This is a genomic window from Parageobacillus thermantarcticus (genome assembly GCF_900111865.1).
GTDB lineage: Bacteria > Bacillota > Bacilli > Bacillales > Anoxybacillaceae > Parageobacillus > Parageobacillus thermantarcticus.
Genome location: NZ_FOJS01000029.1, coordinates 18,212 through 39,104, shown reverse-complemented (window position 1 = coordinate 39,104; position 20,893 = coordinate 18,212). Strand labels below are relative to the sequence as shown.

The window sequence follows — 20,893 nt, the reverse complement described above, 5'->3', positions numbered from 1 at the left end:
GGCAGGGAGACTTGCCGGACTTGCCTACCATACGTCAAGTCATCAGGTCCATGTTGTCTATCAAAGGGGAATTTACACAATAATTAGGACTTGACCATTTTCAGCGATGAAAAGTATTATTTTTATGAAATTTTGCAAAAAGAATCACTTTTTTATAAAAAAATAAAGCGCCGGCTGTTTTAGCGGACGCTCATCGAGAATAAATATATTTATGAAGCACGTTCTCCACGTTAGTCAAATGCTGAAGCATTCGCTCTTGCGCGGCGTCGGCGTTTTTCTCTTTGATGGCAATGAAGATTTTTGTATGTTCTTCGAGAAGCTTTTCGGTTGTCGTTTGCTTGGAAAACAGCCAAATCCGCCGCGTTTCCCGCATCGTTTCGACCATCATTTCCGACACGCTATTCATTAGGCTGACTAAGATAGGATTGTGGGAGGCAGCAGCGACCGCCATATGGAAAGCAAGATCGGCTTTTTCGCCAAGTTCGTCGTTGCCGATGCCTTCTTTCATTTCGTGTAGAGCTTGTTTCATCGCCATTAAATCATCGTCGTTCCGCTTTTCCGCGGCTAAGGAGGCGGCACCTACTTCCAACAGTTTGCGCACTTCGAGCAAATGCCAAATATCTTCTTTATTCATGAGCACGGCGACGGAAAGAGGGAAGGTGAGCACCGTTGGATCAAATTCCCGCACATACGTGCCTTCTCCTTGTTTTAATTCAATGAGTCCCATTGCTTTTAAAGCGGTCAGCGCTTCGCGAATCGCAGCCCGGCCTACTTGGAATTTTTCGGCAAGTTGTTGGACGGAGTCCAGTTTATCCCCAGGTTTTAACGCGCCGGTCTTAATCATATGAAAAATTGCTTCCGCCACTTCTTCGTAAATCTTTTTTGTTTTAATTTGTTTAATTTCCAATGTATTCCCCCCCGATACAGGCGCAATTGATGATGCGCCTTTTGAACTTTTTGTTTTTCTACGATCAGAAAATTGTGGCTTGCCCGATGTTAAATATTTAAACGAAAGGAAGGAGCTATCACGTTGTCTATTATTATACACGCAATATACCGAAAATAAGCAATATTCCCTTTTAAAAAAATAGAATTATAAGTCTTGAAAATAGTATAAAACGGTTTTGTTTTCCAGTGAACAATGTCCGTTAACGGAGAGGGATATTTTACAAGATAATGAGGATTGGAGAACGAAAAATTTGTTTTTCAAACGAAGAAAAACTTAAAAAATTTAAAAAACTATATTGTCTTTTTGATTAATCACCTCTATAATTTGACTCGAACGGCATTTTATTGTCCGGTCATCTGATGACTTGATGAACAAACATTCTGGCTTCATAACGCGTTGGGAAACCGGTTACATTGGAAACTGAAAAAATAAAGGGGGCCTGTCCATGGAGTGGAAGCAAGATTTTACACCGATTGCTGATCATCTTTGGATATCTGCGATCATTGCACTTATTCCGATTCTATATTTTTTCTGGGCGCTAGCCGTTAAACGGATGAAAGGCCACATAGCCGGGATGACTACATTGCTTATTGCTTTGGTAGTATCTGTAATCGCTTACAAAATGCCGGCTGGAATGGCTGTCATGTCGATGACGCAAGGAGCGGTTTACGGGTTGCTGCCGATCGGCTGGATTATTATCACTTCCGTCTTTTTGTATAAACTGACAGTCAAATCCGGCCAGTTTGATGTTATCCGCAGTTCTGTGCTGTCCATTACGGAAGACCGCCGTTTGCAAGCTTTATTGATAGCGTTCTCATTTGGGGCGTTTCTTGAGGGTGCGGCTGGATTTGGAGCGCCGGTAGCTATTTCCGCTGCGCTGCTTGTCGGCTTAGGGTTCAATCCGCTGTATGCGGCGGGAATTTGTTTGATTGCCAATACGGCACCTGTCGCTTTCGGGGCCATTGGAATCCCGATTACTGCGATGGAAGGGCCGACGGGTATTCCGGCGATGGAAATTTCGAAAATGGTAGGACGGCAATTGCCTTTCTTGTCCGTATTTATCCCGTTTTACCTTGTCCTTATTATGGCAGGGTGGAAAAAAACGATGGAAGTGTTGCCGGCGATTATTGTGTCAGGGGTTTCCTTTGCGGTTACGCAATATGTTAGTTCCAACTTTTTAGGTCCTGAGCTTCCGGACATTTTATCCGCATTAGTTTCGTTGTTTGCGCTCGCCGTCTTTTTAAAGTATTGGAAGCCGAAAAGCACGTATCGTTTTTCAACGGAATCGGAAGTGGCGGCATCGGCCCAAGCAAATCGCGTCTCCCATACAAGCGGGGAAGTATTTAAAGCTTGGTCACCGTTTTTAGTGTTAACCGCATTCATTTCCTTATGGGGAATTCCACAAGTGAAGGCGGCGCTAACCGGAAATTATGAAGGAACAAACGGGCTGTTAAAGCTGATCAATGCGATTGGTTCTCATTTAACGTTTGCGCCAGAAGTGCCGGGATTGCACAATAAAATCATTAGCGCAAGCGGACAGCCGATTGCGGCAGTGTATAAATTAGAGCTGCTTGGCGCGGCTGGTACAGCGATTTTATTCGCTGCGGTAGTGACGAAATTTATTATAAAAATGTCCTGGAAAGATTGGGGACGGACGTTTGTGGAGACGTTGGATGAATTAAAGTTTCCGATCATGACCATCGCCTCGGTTGTCGGTTTTGCGTACGTAACGAACGCTTCCGGCATGAGCACGACGCTTGGGATGGCGTTGGCGAAGACCGATTTCTTGTTCCCGTTCTTCTCGCCGTTTTTAGGATGGCTCGGCGTGTTTATTACCGGTTCCGATACGTCTTCGAACTTGCTGTTTGCCAACTTGCAAAAAGTGACAGCGACTTCTATCGGAATGGATCCAGTTTTGGCGCTGGCGGCAAACTCTTCCGGTGGGGTTGTCGGAAAGATGATTTCGCCGCAATCGATCGCGGTCGCCTGCGCGGCGGTAGGATTGGCGGGAAAAGAATCCGATTTATTCCGGTTTACTATAAAGCATAGCATCTTCTTAATCATTTTGATTGGAATTCTTGTTTTCTTGCAATCTAACGTTTTGTCATGGATGATTCCATCATAACGTTTGGGGGAGGGGACAGCGCCTAGCGGGCAATAGGAATTGCCTGCTGGGCTTCGTCCCTTTTCCCTCGCTTTAGGATGTCGCAGATAAAACATAAAAATTCAAGAAGCGAAAGGGTGGGAAAATTGATTTCCAATGATATAAAACAACAATTCATCCGCATAGTCGGAGCCGAGAACTACGACGATTCGCAAGCGGGAAGACTCGTATATTCGTATGACGCAACACCGCAGTTTCAATCTCTTCCGGATGCAGTCATTGCGCCAAGAAATACGCAGGAAGTGGCGGAAATTGTGAAAATTTGCAATGAGCACCGCATCCCCATCGTTCCGCGCGGATCAGGGACAAACCTTTGCGCCGGCACGTGTCCGATTGAAGGCGGGATTGTTCTCGTTTTTAAACATATGAACAAAATTTTAGAGATTGATGAGGAAAATTTAACCGTAACTGTTCAGCCGGGGGTCATTACGCTTGACTTAATTAAAGCCGTAGAGGAAAAAGGACTGTTTTATCCGCCGGATCCAAGCTCCATGAAAATTTCTACGATTGGCGGAAACATTAATGAAAATTCGGGAGGATTGCGCGGGTTGAAATATGGGGTTACCCGCGATTACGTGATGGCGCTTGAAGTCGTGCTGCCAAACGGGGAGATCATCCGCACCGGCGGCAAATTGGCGAAAGATGTCGCTGGATATGATTTAACCCGCTTGTTCGTCGGCTCTGAAGGAACGCTTGGCGTTATTACGGAGGCAACGTTGAAACTGATACCGATGCCGGAAACGAAGAAAACGATGCTTGCGTTGTATCAAGACTTAGAAGCGGCGGCGCGGTCTGTTTCGAAAATTATTGCCAATAAAATTATTCCGGCGACGCTCGAGTTTCTTGATCAGCCGACGTTAGAAGTCGTTGAAGCATATGCGCAAATCGGCCTGCCAACCGATGTTAAAGCCGTGCTTTTAATCGAACAGGATGGACCGCAGGAAATTGTCGAGCGCGATATAAAGAAAATGGCGGAAATTTGCAAAAGTGAGCAGGCCGTGTCCGTGCAGCTCGCTCGTTCCGAAGAAGAGGCGGAAGCTTTGCGGACAGCGCGGCGCACAGCATTATCCGCGCTTGCTCGCCTCAAACCGACTACGATTTTGGAAGATGCGACGGTGCCGCGTTCCGAAATCGCGAAAATGGTCAAGGCGATTAACGAGATTGCCGAAAAATACAATGTAAAAATATGTACTTTTGGACATGCAGGGGACGGCAATTTGCATCCGACATGTCCAACCGATGCGCGCGACCGCGATGAAATGGAAAGAGTCGAAAAAGCGTTTGCGGAAATTTTCGCGAAAGCCATTGAACTTGGCGGAACGATTACAGGGGAACACGGAGTCGGGGCGATGAAAGCGCCGTATTTAGAATGGAAGCTTGGCGAAGCGGGAATTGCGGCGATGAAAGCGATTAAGCAGGCGCTTGATCCAAACAACATTATGAATCCAGGAAAAGTATTTGCGAAAAGCACAAGAAAACGGGTGGTGGTGACACGATGACGACAGAAAAAGAACGATCAATCATACAAACGAAGTTTCGAGAACGGATGGATGAGGATGAACTGATGAACTGCATGCGTTGTGGATTTTGTTTGCCGACATGCCCGACGTATATTGAATCGGGATTTCAAGAATCGCATTCGCCAAGAGGGCGCATCGCTTTAATGAAGGCGGTCGTTGATGGGCTGATCGAGCCGGATGAAGATGTCGAGCGCTCGTTAAATATGTGTTTAGGGTGCCGGGCGTGCGAGCCGGTCTGCCCTTCCGGAGTTCGCTACGGCCATTTGCTTGAGGAAGCGCGCGATATCATTCAACAAAATAAAAAACATTCTTTTCCAATCCGCGTTGTTCGTAAACTCGTATTCGATGAATTGTTCCCATATCCGAAGCGGATGCGAATCGCCACCGCGCTGCTCGGATTTTACCAACGGTCTGGATTGCGGTCATTTGCCCGGAAAACCGGATTGTTAAAGGTATTGCCTCCTTCGTTGAGAGACATGGAAAAAATTTTGCCGGACGTTCCGGCGTTAAAAGAGATGAAAGAGCGGCCGCGCCATCTGGAATCCGAGGGGGCGCCGAAGCGGCGGGTTGCCTTTTTCTCGGGATGTTTAATGGACACGATGTTTATGCCGACGAATGATGCGACGATGCGCTTATTGCAGCTGGCCGGATGCGAAATCGTTATTCCGGAGTCGCAAACATGTTGCGGTGCACTGCATGGGCACGGCGGGGAGAAACAAAAAGCGAAAGAGCTGGCGAAACAAAACATTAGAGCGTTCGAAGAACTCGATGTCGACTATATTGTGACGAACGCCGGCGGTTGCGGGGCTTTCTTAATGGAATATGACCATTTGTTGAAAGATGAGGAGGAATGGAGAGAGCGCGCAAAAGCGTTTGTCGCAAAAATCAAGGATATTTCTGAAGTGCTCGTCGAGTTGGATTTTCATAAAAAACGTCTGAAAGTGGAGCCGCAAGTCGTTACGTATCAAGATTCATGCCATTTGCGGAACGTTATGAAGACGTCGGCGTCGCCAAGAAAGCTGCTCCGAGCGATTCAAGGAGTGGAATTTCGCGAAATGAAAGACGCGGATCGCTGCTGCGGATCCGCAGGCATTTATAATATTGTTGAGCCAGAAATGTCGATGCAAATTCTTGATTATAAAATGGAAATGGCAAAACAGACAAAGGCGACAACGATTGTTACGGCAAATCCAGGCTGCCTTTTGCAAATGAAGCTCGGAATTGAACGAGAGGGATTGTCCGATCGCGTCCGTGCCGTCCATATTGTCGATTTTCTGCTTGAAGCGGCTGAGGGAGTTCAGGCGTCGGAACATGAAGAGCGCATTCGCAAAACATCATGACGGCTTTATGAAACGGTTGGACATGCCCGGTATACTAAAAAACCCCGCGTTTTTAGCGGGGTTTTTTAGCGGAAGGGCGTTTTACGGTGAGAAACTGACGAGCTTTTGCACCGTGCTCAGCGCTTTTCCAGTGCCGATTGCTACCGCTTCGAGCGGGCTTGGAGCGGTATGAACCGGGACTTGCAGTTCGGCGCTTAGCCAATCTTCGATTCCATGAAGAAGGGCGCCGCCTCCGCTTAAAACAATGCCGCGGTCGATAATATCGCCGCTGAGTTCGGCAGGGCATTCTTCCAAGACGGTTCGGATTGCGCTAAGCATTTGCGAAAGCGACTCTTCCATCGCTTTTTGCACTTCTGTCGAGCGCAACGGGACAGCTTTCAGAAAGCCTGTCACTAAATCGCGACCATGAATGATCATCGTCCGTTCTTCATGGGCAACTGGCGCATAGCCGATTTCGATTTTAATTCGTTCCGCCGTCTGCTCGCCAATGAGCAAGTTATAACGTTGCCTTACGTATTGGATGATATCCTCGTCTAGTTGATTGCCGCCTATGCGAAGCGACTGGCATGCGACAACTCCACCAAGAGAAATAATCGCCGCTTCTGTTCTGCCAGCGCCCATATTGACGACGACGTTTGCTACTGGTTCATCTACCGGCAAGTCGGCTCCGATCGCTGCGGCGATTGGCTCCTCAAGTAAATATACATGTTTGGCGCCGCAATGTTTTGCCACTTCATAAATCGAGCGTCGTTCTACGGAAGTGGAGTGGAAAGGAACAGTTATTACAATATTTGGTTTTTTAATAGAAAAACCAATTCGCTTGCTAGCGAGCTTAAACACTTGTTTCAGCATTGTTACGGTTTTGTCAAAATCCGCAATAACGCCATGTTTTAACGGATATATTGTTTCGATATGGCTAGGAGTCTTGCCAATCATCATTTTCGCTTCCGTTCCAATGGCCAGCACCTCGTTCGTTTGGGTATCGAAAGCGATCACGGCTGGTTCGTTAAAGACGATTCCTTTATTTTTGCTGTATAGTAATATATTCATCGTTCCTAGATCGATTCCGATTTCGGAAGAAGCGAACATTGTCCACACCTGCCTTTATAACAATGATCTGTGCGAAGTTTGCCGAAAAGTGCGGCAAAGCTTAAAGCGATATAACGACATATAGGCTTGTACATATATATTTTTCGGTTTATTTGTTTTATTTATGACGATAAACAGGCGGAATGTGCTTATGTTAAATTTTTCTATGCAGGAAAAAGGCCGCTCTTTTATGAAAAGTTTAAATGAATAGTATTGTACAAAAATATACCTTCAGTTCAGCGGATTTGGATCAACGGACAAACAGCATCGCTTTTGCAAAATTTCTGTAATTTTAATTGTAAACATAAAAAAATGTATAAAATCATAAAAAAAGGAAATGAATAGTAGTGTAAAGTTTTCCAAGTATTCCCCCGATCCCCTATGAATATATACAATGCCCTCCAATGAAGGAGGGCGCTTTTTTTGGAAAATAAAAAACTCTCTACATATCAAGTACGGCTACTTAATATGTCAGAGAGTTTTTTATTATTTTCTTATAGTCGTTTTGCGCCAACGTATCTTGATTTCCAGTAAGAATTATTTAAACTGTCAATTTTTACTCCTTTCGATACAGCGTGAATAATTTGATTGCTACCTATGTAGATCGCCACATGAGAAACGCCTTTTTTGCTTTTAGATGTATTAAAAAACACTAAATCGCCTGGACGCAAATTTGCTTTATGTACCGTTTTTCCTTTTTGGTACATTTGCTTGGAAGTACGCGGTAAAATTTTTCCGATTTTTTTATGTGTGTAATAAACGAACCCCGAACAATCGAATCCTTTTGGCGTTGTTCCGCCATATCGATATGGGGTGCCAATCAGTTTTTTCGCTTCGGCGATCAGCAATCTTGAGTTGACAGCTGCTTCTGCGTTGGAAGTGCTTGCAAATAATGAGGAAAACATAACGAGAAACGATAGTGAAACGATTGTGACGAATTTTTTCATTTTTGTTAAACCCCCGGCACCAAGTTTTCCGATTCGACTTGTTCCGACTTATAGTATAGCAGAGGAATTGCCGCTGTTCTTTTACAGTTGAATTAAATAATATTACAGAAAAGTTACAAATATATGATCTGGTATTAAGTTCTCCTATAACTTTTTGCCATAGACAAAAGAATATTAACTAGTTTTGTACAATACTTATGTACCAATAGAGTCGATAATGTCGTAAAATGTCGAAAAAATAGGAATGGGGTGGGGAGGAAGAATAAAAATAATATTTCTATAATTAAGTTAAGGAAAGAAGTCGAATTTAAGCTTATGGTGATGATTTATGCCGAAAGGGATCGAATATACATTGTTTGTTTTGTCTGCTATTTTCCTTGCTGTTATCGCACAGCTATGGCTTCATCGCGTCGCGAAAAAGAAGTTGTTCTCATCGCTTTTACAAGTTGCTCCTCGGTTGACGGGGAGTTTTTATGTCATTGCAGCAGTGCTGCTTTTTAGCGGAACGATATATATCAATTACTTAGAAAAAGAACAACATAAGGAATATGAAGAAAGTGCTAAAAATGTGGCAAGGTTGTTGACGGACGATTTGTCGAGTATGCATCATGAGCGGTTGAATGAACGGACGAGCGAAAACGATAAAACTTATTTGCGAATTTTGCGGCTGATGAGGCGCTGGCAAGACGATCATTCGGAAATATTGAGCATGTATACGCTAAAAAAGAATGAGCGCGGAGATCATTATTTTGTTGTTGCTCCGGAGGCGGATTATAATCGAAACGGGAAGATCGATGAAAAAAGAGAGCAACGCGTGCCGATCGGTACGGTTTATCGCACATATATTCCTGAACTTGAGCAGGCTTTTCAAGGAAAATTTGCCATGGAGAAACATCCGACAACAGATGAATGGGGAAAAAGCATCGGTGCGTTTATGCCTGTATTCAAAGCAGATGGAACGGTAGACGCGGTTTTAGGAATTGATTATGATGCAAACACGTATTTGAAAAAATTAGAGAACGAGCGCCAAAAGGGGATGTGGATTAGTTTCCTTGTTTTTCTCGTCTGGGAAGCGATTTATGTATTAGGGGTATATGCGCAAATCGAACGGAAACTGCTTGCAAAACATAAGCAAGAACTGGAAGTCAGCGAAACCCGATTGAAGCGATTGTCGGAAATGACAACGGAAGGGATTATCGTGCATGCGCACGGAAAGGTAATAGAAGCTAACAAAGCCGCATGTCAGTTGTTCGGATATGTAGAAAAAGAGATCGTTCATATGCCCATTCAAGATTTAATGATTCCCGAATCGTTGCAAAACATGGAACAGTGCCAAGAAGGGATATATGAAATTCAGCTGCGGAGGAAAGACGGAACGATTTTCCATGCGGAAGTCGTTCAATACGAGTATGATTATGACGGCAACGGAAAGGTGAACGTTACGGCGATTCGCGATATTACGGAACGAAAAAACAATGAAGAAAAGATGCAATACATCGCTACTCATGACGATTTGACAGGGCTGCCAAACAAGGAAGCGTTGCATCAGGCGATCACGGAAAAAATTCAAGAAGCGTCTTACTACCGGGAAGAAGTGGCAGTTATGTTTTTGGAAATTAGCGGCATGAAGACAATTAACGATTTTTACGGATATTCCGTCGGTGATCAAGTGTTGCTGCGAGTCGTAGAAGAATGGAAAAAACGAAGCGGCGAAGACATCTTGTTAGGAAGATGGAGCGGAAACGAATTTGTCGCGGTTTTGTCCGGAAGCACGAAAGAAAAGGCGAAAGCGTTGGCAAGGCAGTTTAGCGAAATCGCTGATGAGCCGGTGGTGGTTGACGGCCGCGAACTGTATGTTATGATAAAAATTGGAATCAGCTTATACCCGAAAGACGGCATTGACGCAAAAACATTGATTCGAAAGGCGGACATTGCACGGTATAAGCTGCGGAAAAATGCAGCAAGCCAATTTTTGTTCTTTGAAAAGCCAATGACTCGGGCGATTCAAGAAAAAATTGCAACGGAGCGGGAATTGCGCCGCGCGTTGGAAAAAGGGGAGTTTGTCCTTTATTATCAACCGCAAATTCAGTTGGACACCGGCACGGTTACAGGAATGGAGGCGCTGATCCGTTGGAATCATCCAGAAAAAGGTTTGATATCGCCTTATGCGTTCATTTCTGTTGCAGAACAGACGGGAATGATCATTCCGATTAACGAATGGGTAATCCGGATGGCATGCCAGCAAACGAAACAACTGTTAAAAGACTTTCCAAATTTATCGGTGTCCGTCAACTTATCTCCGTATGAATTTGAAAATCGCCGCTTTGTTCATAAGCTTGTGAAACTGTTGGATGAGACAGGGCTCCCGCCGCATCATTTAGATTTGGAAATTACGGAACGAATGACGATGGATACGGAAAGAGCGATTACCATTTTAAAAAGACTAAAATCGATTGGCGTTACGATCAGCATGGACGACTTTGGAACGGGATACAGCTCGTTAAGCTATTTGACTGACCTTCCGATTGACCGCTTAAAAATTGACCGTTCATTTGTGCAAAACATTCAAGGAAAAAAAGAAGCGATTTTGCCAGCAATTATCCGCCTCGGGCATAATATTGGCGTAAAGGTGCTTGCTGAAGGGGTAGAGACGGAAGAGGAAGTCGCGTACTTGAAGGATAAGTGCTGTGATGAAGCGCAAGGGTATTATTTTGCCCCGCCGTTATCGTATGAGGACTTAATTGAATTTCTTCATGAGCATCATTATAAAAAACTGTACGTATAGGAGAGAAAATGATGGATATTATGTGGAGAATTGCCGAAGATAAAATTCGTGAAGCGATGGAAAACGGCGAATTTGACAATCTCCCCGGCTTTGGGAAACCGCTTGAATTGGAAGATTTGGCGCATATTCCGGAAGAGCTGCGAATCGGTTATCTAATGTTAAAAAACGCCGGCTATGTCTCTGAAGAAGTCGAATTAAAAAAAGATTTAATGACGCTGGAAGATCTATTGCGCTGCTGTGATGATGAAGCGGAAAAAGAAAAGCTGAAGAAAAAGCTGAATGAAAAATTGCTTCGGTGGAACGCGCTGATGAAAAGGCGCCATAAAACGAATTCCCAAGCACTGCGCGACTACCAACGGCGGATTGACGAAAAATTCCGGTAATCAACGGGAAAAGCTTGCTGTAGCAAAACGGCAAGCTTTTTCATTTTTGACGCAAAGTTTCTTGAAAAATGGGAAAAATATCGTTAGGTTTTGCCAATTCGTTTCTTTTACGGATGAAAAAATTTATTGTTGTGCAAAAGGAGCGTGAAAATGGATGAAAATGAAATGGCTTTTTTTAACAGCGGCGCTAATGCTGATGATTCCAACGGGAGCGTCGGCGGAGCAAAAGCAACTTGATGCGGGAGAAGGCGTCCAAGCATTTGCGGGACATATGTGGAAACACGGAGAATTAGATGAACAAAAATGGATGGAAATCGTTCGAAAATACACGCCGGACGAAGCAGATGAATGGCAAAAGGTGCTTGACGAACGGAAAGCGTTAAGAAAACAAATGAAAAATGAACAAGTGAAAAAGGCGTTGCACGCAAAATGCGCGGAAATGAAAAAGAAGCGGGAAGCAGCACTTGACCAATTAATCGACCGCCTTGCGAACAAAGAAATTACAAAAGAGCAGTTTAAAAAAGAATGGAAACAATTACATAAACGGAAGAAATGGATGACAAAAGCGGAAAAGCAAAAATTGCGCGAACTTCATCATCGAACGTATGAAGCGATGAAAGAAAACGATAAAAAGGCGCTTGCTTCGCTGCTTCCGCAATGGCTGGAGCATATGAAAAATGAAAATGAACGTTTGGCAAAATGGATTCAAGAAGCGACGTAAAGATAATATAATACCCGTGGTACTAGATAAAATCAGACAAACATAAAAATAGCTCTTGCGTGGAGATCTACGTTAAAATGAAAGTGCGACCAAGCATTCCAAAGGGGGATTCTCATGCAAGAGCATTTTCATTTTACAACAGATCAAGCAAAAATTCAAAAACCGCTTCGGAAAAATCCAAAAACCAACCAATCCAAAGCATGGAAACAATGGATGAGGCGAAAATGCAAAGTGATCGAAACGGTCTTTTCTGTTCTTGTTGACCAATATCGGACTACAGGAATCCGCGCCAACTCGGTTTCAGGATTTGAAACGGCACTAGATGGCATATTGCCAGCCTATTTCCTTGTTGTTCTTGGGCTAGTTGAGTGTAAAGACTCAACTAGCACTGCAAAATTATGTGTTTTGTAAACCACTGATCGGGAACTCTAAAAAAGTATGATATCTATATAAAACTGATTTGATTTTTTGGCATGAAATACAGATAGTATCCATTCAGCCAAATGCTAGTGAGTTTTTGAAAATCTTCCTGTACGATCTTCTTCATGGCTGATGTTTAACATAGATAAATTCTTGTTCAGTATGGAGAACCAAGTTTTTCATAATGATATTGAAGCTTGTTTATTAAACATATAAAAGAAAACACCTTTGTTTTTAATATTTAGAAAAATATTGTATTTTAGAACTATTTTTTATTTTTTTATTTTTTTATTTTTTTATTTTTTCTGGAAATTTACAATATTACTATGATATATTTAATATTGAACCGGTTCTAGTATTATAATAATAGCGCTATTAAGATTTTAAAAATTTAAAATAGGAAGGGTGAAATAGAGTATGAAAAGGACTTTAGGCATAATTTCTTTATCATTAACGTTAGCTTTTTCTATAAACTCATATAGTTTTGCAGCGGCAAATAATACAACTGAATTTGAGAATATTCAAATTAATTATGAAAAGGATTTAGGACATGAAAATCGTACAAAAGATGAGATTGTTAGGGATTTAGTAAATGATGGATTATCCTTTGAAGATGCTGAATATTACGCAAAATTAGATATATTGGTCAATCAACTTGAAAAAAGGAATATTGAAGTAAATTTTGATAATACGCCAGATTATTCAGATCAATATGTAAAAGCTCATAAAAAGGAATTACGTGATCAAGCTTTAAATCTAGATAAAAAAGCTTTAAAAGCTGTTCTAAGTAAAAATAAAGCAATGAATCAAGGAGTTAAGGATCTTAACAATGTTTTAGATCTGATGCAGGAAAAATATAAAGATAATAAAGAAATGGAAAACCGTGTAATAGAAATAAAATATGCTGATGGAAGTTCTTTAATATTTAATACTGGTATAGTAAAAGAACAGGAAAAAACAAAAGAAGTTAAGCCTCAATCAACTTTATTAGGTGGACCTTGGAATAAGACTGCAGATATTGATAGTGTAAATGCAACTGATAATGATGGTGGCACCTACAGATCTACGACGTCATGGAGCTATGTATCAGGCGCGAGTTATGCCAAAGTTACAGATGTATTAAGATGGTCATTTAATGGTAAGTCAGATTTAACTTTAAGCTATTTATCAGATGAAGGAGCATCTTCATATGCAGGAGTAGTTACTGTTGATAAAGAATATAGGTCAAATCATAAAACTGGATATAATGATGATTGGCATGTAGTTCAAGGGTACACTGATGTTCAATTTAAAGTTTCCGGAAGCTTTTCGGCTTCTTTTAAAGTTCTTGGTATCTCTGTAAATGCTGGTGCTGGGTGGCACCAATATGCTATTACAGAAGCAGTTAGATTTCCTACTACATCAGAAGGTGCTTATGGTGTTTATTATTACGCTGGCCAATACTATTAATTAGTATGTTATAGGGGAAGGGCTTCTTGTCTTTTCCCTATAGCATATTAAGGGGGGGATTGGTTTATCAGAAAATTATTATTAACTCTACTAATAATTTTGTTTCTTCAAGGAAGTGCCAAATATAATTTAATAAACAAAAAAATTCAATATAATTATAATTTTTATGATTTATTAAATATAAAGACTAATATTACGAATATAAATAGTATTAATCAAGTAAAAGTAGGAGTTATAGATACTGGGTTCGATTTAAATAATCCTAGCTTGACATTAATCCCAGTAAATAAAAAAAATGTGAATTATAGAGGCAAACACGGAAATGCTGTTTCAGGAATAATAGGAGCAAAAAAGACTAATTTTAACGATTTTTCAGGTATTATACCGGGTTTTCCATTATACATATATGATATTAATTCTAAGAATTTAAATGTTTACTCATTAACTAAAGCCATAAAGAGGTTTATTGAATTGAAAGTAGATATTATTAATATTAGTTTAGCAACACCAATTTATGATGAAAATTTATATGGTGTAGTAAAAGAAGCAACTGATAAAGGTATTATTATTGTAGCATCTTCAGGAAATAGTGGGGATGATACATATTACTATCCTGCGTCTTTTGAAATACCAGGTGTTATATCAGTTGGTGCAACAAATTCATCAAATGATATTCTTTCTGAAAGTACAGTTAATGACCGAGTTGATATTTGGGCTCCAGGCGAAAATATTTTTTCCATTGGAGAAAAATTTACTGATGTTGAGAGATTTACAGGAACTTCATTTTCAACTCCAATAGTTACATCACTTATAATTATTTTAAAAATGAAATGTCCACATTATGGATTAGAAGATATTGAAAATATGCTTAAAAAGGGGGCTTCAGTGTACACTGGAAGTTGGCAAAATAAAACAAGAGAGATTTATCTAGTTAATTATGAAAAAACATTAAACTTATGCTTAAAATAAACTCGAAAGAGGGAAAATAATGAAGAACTTTAAACGTATATCTTTATTTTCTTTTTTTTTAGTATGTATCATATCTGCTTGCACTAATTTAAATGAAAGTAATTCGTATTCATTTACTATCAAAGATCATGAACTTATAGATGATTCGCTGGAGGAATTACTTGTAAGTTCAATCCAGAAGGTTGATAAAGAGGCCTCAAAAATAGAAAAAGTTGAAATTGAAGAAATTAATAAAGACTCTGATTTAGTAATAGCAACTTTTTTGATGAATAAAGGAAAAGAAAAATATCATGGGGTTTTTATTGCAAATGAAATAGGTAAACAGAAATATGAATTTGTGGATATTGAATATACAAAAATCTCATCTGAAAAGTTAAGCGTGTTTCATTATATAGGAACAAAACCGGGAAATATTTCACAAAGAATTTTTATTTCTTCTGGTTTTATAAATGATAAAAATATTGCTAATATTTATATTAATTATTCAGATAAAAAGACATCTGCTATTATTTTAAATAAAGATCAGAAAACATTTACAGAAGTGAGGATAGGTGGAGAAGCTAAGGTAGATTCTATAATAGGCTTATCAAGTAGTAATGCGGTTATATATGAAAAAAATATGAAGTAATTGATTTCACACATCTTTTTTATATATACCCGTGGTGCGCCAAGCGCTGCAAAAGAAGCTATACGAAGAGTACGAGTTGCCTTTTGGTTACCTGTTCGGAAAAATCCAAAAACCAACCAATCCAAAGCATGGAAACAATGGATGAGGCGAAAATGCAAAGTGATCGAAACGGTCTTTTCTGTTCTTGTTGACCAATATCGGACTACAGGAATCCGCGCCAACTCGGTTTCAGGATTTGAAACGGCACTAGATGGCATATTGCCAGCCTATTTCCTTGTTGTTCTTGGGCTAGTTGAGTGTAAAGACTCAACTAGCACTACGGGTAATATAATATAACGAAGAAAAAGGCCGTGGATTTCTGCACGGCCGTTTTTTATAAAGGGGAAATTCGCATGGGATATCCGGTTATGCTAAATATTGCAAACCAACACGCCGTCGTCATCGGCGGCGGAAAGGTGGCGGAACGAAAAATTCATGGCTTGCTAGAAGCGGAAGGAAAAATTACGGTCGTGGCTCCGGCGGCTACAGCGGGGATTCAACAATTAGCGGCAGCCGGTAAACTCGTTTGGCGAAAAAAAACATTTTCTCCTGATGATTTGGAAGATGCGTGGATCGTGATTGCTGCAACGAATAATCGGTCTGTGAACGAAGCGGTGGCGAAAGCGGCGAAGCCTTATCAGCTAATCAACATTGCCGATGACCCAGAGCGGTCCAATTTTCATGTCCCTGCGGTCATAAGGCGCGGCAGGCTGACGATCGCTGTTTCGACAGGCGGCGCAAGCCCGACTGTCGCGCAGCAAATCCGCCGCCAGCTTGCGGAACTGTACGATGACGACTACGGGCGGTATATCGATTTTCTTTACGAATGTCGGCAATGGATTTTACGGAACGTCGACGATGAACAGAAAAGGAAAAAATTGTTCAAAACAATTGCTGAGGAATCATTTCAAAAAAAGGGGAATTGGAAGGAGAATTTACAACATTTGCTTAAGGAAATAGATGAATAGAAAATATCAAAATTGACATAACAAGCAATACTGTATATACTGTATATATACAGTATTGCTTGTTTTTATTTAGAAGAAATGAGTGATAACAATGAATATTATTATATCTAACTCATCAGATGAACCAATTTATCAACAAATTGTCAAACAGATAAAAAACTTGATTATAAAGGGAGAGTTGGCGGAAAATGAAATGCTGCCGTCTATAAGAACTTTGGCAAAAGAACTGCAAATAAGCGTGATTACAACGAAAAGGGCATACCAAGAATTAGAAAATGAAGGCTATATTGTTACGGTGCAAGGAAAAGGAACATATGTAGCGGCGCAAAACAAAGAATTATTGAAAGAAAATCAGCTAAAGATGATCGAGGAAAAGTTAACAGAAGCAGTCGAAGCGGGAAAATCGATTAACTTGACATTGGAAGAGATGCAGGAAATATTGAAAGTCATTTATGAGGAGGGATAATATGGCACCTATTTTAGAAGTCAGAAATTTGCGAAAAGAGTTCGAAGGTTTTTCATTAAAAAATATTAGTTTTGTTCTCGAAAAAGGATATATTATGGGGTTTATTGGTCCAAATGGGGCGGGAAAAAGCACAACGATTAAGCTTATTATGAACCTTATTCATAAAGATGAGGGAGAAATTAAAGTTTTTGGCTTGGATAATGTGAGATATGAGAAAGAAATAAAAGAACGGATCGGATTTGTCTTTGACGAAAACTATTTTTATGATGAACTAACCATATCCGAAGTGAAAAGAGTGGTCGCGCCTTTCTATAGAAATTGGGATGACAAGTTGTTTTATAAGTATATAAAAGAGTTTTCATTACCTTTAAAAAAGAAAATTAAACATTTATCGAAAGGAATGAAAATGAAACTTTCACTTGCAATCGCACTGTCTCATCATGCTGAATTATTGATAATGGATGAACCAACTTCAGGGCTTGATCCAATTATTCGAAGCGAACTACTTGATATACTATCTTCATTTATACAAGACGAAAACAGGGGCGTGTTTTTTTCTACGCATATTACTTCCGATTTAGATAAGATCGCGGATTACATCACATTTATCAATGATGGAGACATTATATTTTCTTGTACAAAAGACGAAATATTTGAAAACTACGGGCTTGTTAAAGGGCCAAAGGAACTATTACATAGTAGTATACAGCCGCTTTTCATTAGCGTTAAAGAAAATCAATTTGGATTTGAGGCGTTAACGAAAGATAAGCAAAAAATAAAAAGAATATTAGGAGACAAAATTATTGTGGATAAGCCTTCTCTGGAAGATATTATCGTGTATTTTCAAAGGGGGATGTAACAATGTTTCAGCTTATATTGAAAGATATACTGCTTCTTAAGAAAACACTTTTATTTGCCGCCATTTATATCATAGTGATGATGATATTTCTAAAACAAGATAGCGCAGTCGTTTTTCTTATTAGTATTATTGCGGTGAATTACATGCTAATACTATCAGCATGTGCGCATGACGATAAAAACAAAGCTGATATTTTGTTAAATAGTTTTCCTTTAACACGGCGAACTGTTGTCATGGCAAGATATTGTTCTATATTTGTTTTTACCGTCATTGCTATTGCGTATTACCTGGTGATTGCGTATATACTGCAAATGATAAATCCTTCCGTTCAAGTTCACAGTGTTTCACTCGAAAGTATAATAGTTGCGTTATGTGCTGTCATTTTTATTAACAGCATTTACTTTCCGGTACTTTTTAAAGTTGGATTTATTCACTCTAGATTGGTGAGTTTTGCTTTATTTTTTGGCACATTTGCGCTTGTTCCAAAATTTTTTGAACAAGCTAATCATCCGTTTATTCAAAATGTGGTTCATTATCTTTATCATCTTTCTAAAGTTGAAGTGATGGTAATCGTTATAGCGGTGATGATTTTATTATTGACGATTTCCTTTTTGCTTTCGTTACAGTTTTACAGAAAACGTGAATTTTAATGTTGGATGGGATAAAAGCAGGCCTGCTTCAGGCCAAGTCCAAATGATTGTGTAAAATTTCCATTACCAGTACAGTAAATTTGGATTGTGGGTAAAATTTTTACACAATTTCGCGGACTTGATTCCTGCTTCAATAAAGACGACCTGCTTTTTTCTTTTCAATCCTCCCATTTATACGTCCAAAATAGCTCTGTTTTCAACCATTCTAGAGCATCGCCGCCCCGCTTGGCAGCTGCTTTCATCAATCCTTCCGTTTGCGAGCGATGCGCTTGGATCGCGGCGAGTTTTTTGTCGATAACTGCGCTGACGTCGCGGATGACATCGGGTTTTCCTAAATCTTGTTCACAGTTTTTGGAAAACGCGACGCAGTGAACGGTCGGGCGCTTGTCTTTTGGGAGGCGCTTGAGGGCGCGAATAACGGCGGCACCGCACGCGTCATGATCCGGGTGAACGCTGTAGCCGGGGTAAAACGTAATGACGAGCGACGGATTTATTTCCGCAATAATTTCTCCAATCCGGTCGGCTAGCAACTCTTCGTCCTCAAATTCTACCGTTTTATCCCGGTAGCCAAGCAAGCGCAAATCGCCGATGCCGATTGCTTTGCACGCTTCTTCGAGTTCTTTTTTACGAATGAGAGGAAGCGTTTCTCGGTTCGCAAACGGGGGCACTCCCATATTTCGTCCCATTTCCCCGAGCGTTAAACAGGCGTATGTGATCGGTGTGCCGTTTTCGGCGTGCTGCGCTAACGTTCCGGACACCCCGAACGCTTCATCATCAGGATGGGGGAATACAACTAATATATGCCTTTCCATGAAAATTCCTCCTTTGTTAAAATGGCTCGTGGCTTAATTGAAGCGCAACGGCCAGCCTTCCTTCATTATCGTGTCCGGCCAATAGCAATTGCCCTTTTTCCGTCATCTCCCAGTCGGTTAGCCCTTCTGCGTACACCCAGCCGAAATCAAGTTTTAAACCGACGCGATACGGCCTGTTTCCGGTGATCTTTCCGCGGTGGAAGCGAATGAGACCGTTGCGGATATAAGCCCCAGCAGAAAAAAATCCTTCGTTATGATGGGAAGCATATGCTCCATTTGTCGTTTCGAGATGAATATATACGTCTTGATTGGCAAAGCGGTTTAACGCTGCTTGCACTTCGCAAACATCGATCGGCTGCAAGCGAATCCCTCCTGAATTATTCATTTTCTACTATTTTACATGAAACAAGCAAAAAAGCGGAAATATTTCGTTTATCGAAATGTTAGATTATAATAAAAAAGAAGGAAGGCATCTGAGACTCATCAAGCTGAATTTGCACCAAAGCGAAAAAGAGGTGTTATTTGATGAGTTTTCAAGGAAACGGTGTGACGTTTTTCAACTTTGACAATACGTATGCTTTGCAAAAGCAGCTTTTTCAGTTTCCGCATGAATGGATTGATTTTACCGATTTGTCCCATACAAACTTGTATTGCGAGCAAGAATCATTGCGTGAGATTGAAAGACGTATACGCCTTCGCAAACAAAGGGGAGTGGTGTTGATTGGAAACGGAAACTATCATTATGTCTCTTATTTGCTTATTCAAGAAATAAAGGAACCTTTTACGCTCGTTTTATTTGACCATCATACCGATGTTGGAACAGGAGATGATCCCGTTATCTCTTGCGGTTCATGGGTGTCGTATGCGCTAAAGCACGCTTATTTAAAAAAGGCAGTCATTATTGGTCCAACATCTTCGCCACAACATCTTCGTTTATCTCCTAACGTTACGGTCTTTCCAAGCGATCATTATGATATTTCTCCTAACATGCTTTTTTCCATGATTCCTACTCATTGTGTATATATTAGCATTGATAAAGACGTGCTTTGCCGCGATGATGCGGTGACGAACTGGGATCAAGGGACGATGCCGCTTTCGTTTTTGCTTTCTTGTCTGCGGCATTTATTACTTTATAAAAAAGTAGCAGGCGTCGATGTATGCGGCGAATATCCGCAAGCTTCCATCGATGTGTTCAACCCGGTTTGCCGCGAAGCCAATCGGAAAAACGAATATGCGAATCGTCGCATTGTGGAAACGTGTCTGCATTATACATCTATGCGTCCGCTTCTCGCACAATGAAAGGGGCTATGTATGGTAGCCCCTTAGTACATAATGCGAAATTGTTTTTCGTTTTGAACGCACGGAATTTCTCGTATAGAGACATCCGTTACTTTTGCAAACAATGTTCCTTCGCGGATGGTGTCAATAAATAATCGTATCGCTTCTTCGTTTCCTTGTATTTCGAGTTCTACTGTCCCGTCGTCATTGTTTCTGACCCAGCCGGTTAATTGCCGTTTCAGCGCTTCATGTTGCGTAAAATACCGGAATCCTACACCTTGCACGCGCCCGGCGATCACTAGATGAAACCGCTTCATATCATTCGCCCCTCGCCATCTTTTTTCTATATTTTTATCATATAATAGCAGGGATAGTTTGCATATATGGAATGTGAGGTGTGTGAGCGGAGAATTTCTATATGGATGCGAAAGTGTTGAGTTTTGGTGATCACATGGAA

The 20,893-nt window shown here is 40.9% G+C and carries 20 protein-coding genes and 2 pseudogenes; 16 read left to right on the top strand and 6 right to left on the bottom strand.

Going from position 1 to position 20,893, the window contains the following annotated elements:
• Positions 1-190: 190 nt before the first annotated feature.
• Positions 191-907, bottom strand: a complete 717-nt coding sequence (locus BM278_RS12925) for a FadR/GntR family transcriptional regulator (protein WP_090950364.1) — start codon at positions 905-907, stop codon at positions 191-193.
• Positions 908-1,394: 487 nt separating this feature from the next.
• On the opposite strand from BM278_RS12925, the gene BM278_RS12920 reads away from it, so the two are divergent.
• The 3 genes from BM278_RS12920 (at position 1,395) to BM278_RS12910 (ending at position 5,973) form a co-directional block, all read left to right on the top strand.
• Positions 1,395-3,074, top strand: a complete 1,680-nt coding sequence (locus tag BM278_RS12920) for an L-lactate permease (RefSeq protein ID WP_090950360.1) — start codon at positions 1,395-1,397, stop codon at positions 3,072-3,074.
• A 125-nt stretch (positions 3,075-3,199) separates the two neighbouring features.
• Positions 3,200-4,612 carry a glycolate oxidase subunit GlcD gene (gene glcD / locus BM278_RS12915; protein ID WP_090950373.1) on the top strand — a complete coding sequence of 471 codons (1,413 nt, stop codon included), beginning with the start codon at positions 3,200-3,202 and terminating at the stop codon, positions 4,610-4,612.
• Positions 4,609-5,973 (top strand): (Fe-S)-binding protein, encoded by a 1,365-nt coding sequence (locus tag BM278_RS12910; RefSeq protein ID WP_090950357.1) that lies wholly within the window; start codon positions 4,609-4,611, stop codon positions 5,971-5,973. The genes glcD and BM278_RS12910 overlap by 4 nt, the downstream gene beginning before the upstream one ends.
• A gap of 81 nt (positions 5,974-6,054) precedes the next feature.
• Here BM278_RS12910 and mreBH read toward each other — a convergent pair whose 3' ends face one another.
• Both mreBH and BM278_RS12900 read right to left on the bottom strand, forming a co-directional pair.
• Entirely contained in the window at positions 6,055-7,062 is a 1,008-nt protein-coding gene (gene mreBH, locus BM278_RS12905) for a rod-share determining protein MreBH (protein ID WP_090950354.1), read from the bottom strand.
• Positions 7,063-7,556: 494 nt separating this feature from the next.
• A complete protein-coding gene (locus BM278_RS12900; protein ID WP_090950349.1) occupies positions 7,557-8,009 on the bottom strand; it encodes a C40 family peptidase in 453 nt (150 codons plus the stop codon).
• 328 nt (positions 8,010-8,337) lie between these two features.
• Here BM278_RS12900 and BM278_RS12895 point away from each other — a divergent pair, with 328 nt between their 5' ends.
• The 12 genes and pseudogenes from BM278_RS12895 to BM278_RS12840 all read left to right on the top strand — a co-directional run bounded on the left by BM278_RS12895 (position 8,338) and on the right by BM278_RS12840 (position 18,346).
• Positions 8,338-10,794 (top strand): putative bifunctional diguanylate cyclase/phosphodiesterase, encoded by a 2,457-nt coding sequence (locus tag BM278_RS12895; RefSeq protein WP_090950346.1) that lies wholly within the window; start codon positions 8,338-8,340, stop codon positions 10,792-10,794.
• Positions 10,795-10,805: 11 nt separating this feature from the next.
• Positions 10,806-11,177, top strand: a complete 372-nt coding sequence (locus tag BM278_RS12890) for a DnaJ family domain-containing protein (RefSeq protein ID WP_090950343.1) — start codon at positions 10,806-10,808, stop codon at positions 11,175-11,177.
• A gap of 154 nt (positions 11,178-11,331) precedes the next feature.
• Positions 11,332-11,898 carry a hypothetical protein gene (locus tag BM278_RS12885; protein WP_090950340.1) on the top strand — a complete coding sequence of 189 codons (567 nt, stop codon included), beginning with the start codon at positions 11,332-11,334 and terminating at the stop codon, positions 11,896-11,898.
• A gap of 162 nt (positions 11,899-12,060) precedes the next feature.
• Positions 12,061-12,309, top strand: a pseudogene (locus BM278_RS12880) (hypothetical protein); the annotation flags it as partial.
• 426 nt (positions 12,310-12,735) lie between these two features.
• Positions 12,736-13,767, top strand: coding sequence for a hypothetical protein (locus tag BM278_RS12875; protein ID WP_090950338.1), 1,032 nt, complete (start codon positions 12,736-12,738; stop codon positions 13,765-13,767).
• Between the two features lie 99 nt (positions 13,768-13,866).
• Positions 13,867-14,736: a S8 family peptidase gene (locus BM278_RS12870; RefSeq protein ID WP_167359637.1), complete on the top strand. Its 870-nt coding sequence runs from the start codon at positions 13,867-13,869 to the stop codon at positions 14,734-14,736.
• A gap of 19 nt (positions 14,737-14,755) precedes the next feature.
• Entirely contained in the window at positions 14,756-15,364 is a 609-nt protein-coding gene (locus BM278_RS12865; protein WP_090950332.1) for a hypothetical protein, read from the top strand.
• A 34-nt stretch (positions 15,365-15,398) separates the two neighbouring features.
• Positions 15,399-15,700: pseudogene (locus BM278_RS12860) on the top strand (hypothetical protein); the annotation flags it as partial.
• Positions 15,701-15,756: 56 nt separating this feature from the next.
• A complete protein-coding gene (locus BM278_RS12855; protein ID WP_090950329.1) occupies positions 15,757-16,371 on the top strand; it encodes an NAD(P)-binding protein in 615 nt (204 codons plus the stop codon).
• 91 nt (positions 16,372-16,462) lie between these two features.
• Entirely contained in the window at positions 16,463-16,837 is a 375-nt protein-coding gene (locus BM278_RS12850; protein WP_090950326.1) for a GntR family transcriptional regulator, read from the top strand.
• Position 16,838: 1 nt separating this feature from the next.
• Positions 16,839-17,696 carry an ABC transporter ATP-binding protein gene (locus BM278_RS12845; protein ID WP_090950322.1) on the top strand — a complete coding sequence of 286 codons (858 nt, stop codon included), beginning with the start codon at positions 16,839-16,841 and terminating at the stop codon, positions 17,694-17,696.
• Positions 17,697-17,698: 2 nt separating this feature from the next.
• On the top strand, positions 17,699-18,346 hold the full coding sequence (locus BM278_RS12840) for an ABC-2 transporter permease (protein WP_090950318.1): 648 nt from the start codon (positions 17,699-17,701) through the stop codon (positions 18,344-18,346).
• Positions 18,347-18,504: 158 nt separating this feature from the next.
• Here the strand turns inward: BM278_RS12840 and bshB2 are convergent, their stop codons facing one another.
• The gene (gene bshB2, locus BM278_RS12835) at positions 18,505-19,158 is read right to left on the bottom strand and encodes a bacillithiol biosynthesis deacetylase BshB2 (RefSeq protein ID WP_090950315.1); all 654 of its coding nucleotides are present in this window, start codon (positions 19,156-19,158) and stop codon (positions 18,505-18,507) included.
• A gap of 16 nt (positions 19,159-19,174) precedes the next feature.
• Positions 19,175-19,519, bottom strand: coding sequence for a YojF family protein (locus BM278_RS12830; RefSeq protein WP_090950312.1), 345 nt, complete (start codon positions 19,517-19,519; stop codon positions 19,175-19,177).
• 164 nt (positions 19,520-19,683) lie between these two features.
• On the opposite strand from BM278_RS12830, the gene BM278_RS12825 reads away from it, so the two are divergent.
• Complete coding sequence (locus BM278_RS12825) at positions 19,684-20,457, top strand: arginase family protein (protein ID WP_090950309.1); 774 nt, start codon at positions 19,684-19,686, stop codon at positions 20,455-20,457.
• Positions 20,458-20,480: 23 nt separating this feature from the next.
• On the opposite strand, the gene BM278_RS12820 is transcribed toward BM278_RS12825, so the two are convergent.
• Positions 20,481-20,753 carry an acylphosphatase gene (locus tag BM278_RS12820; protein ID WP_090950307.1) on the bottom strand — a complete coding sequence of 91 codons (273 nt, stop codon included), beginning with the start codon at positions 20,751-20,753 and terminating at the stop codon, positions 20,481-20,483.
• Positions 20,754-20,893 lie beyond the last annotated feature (140 nt).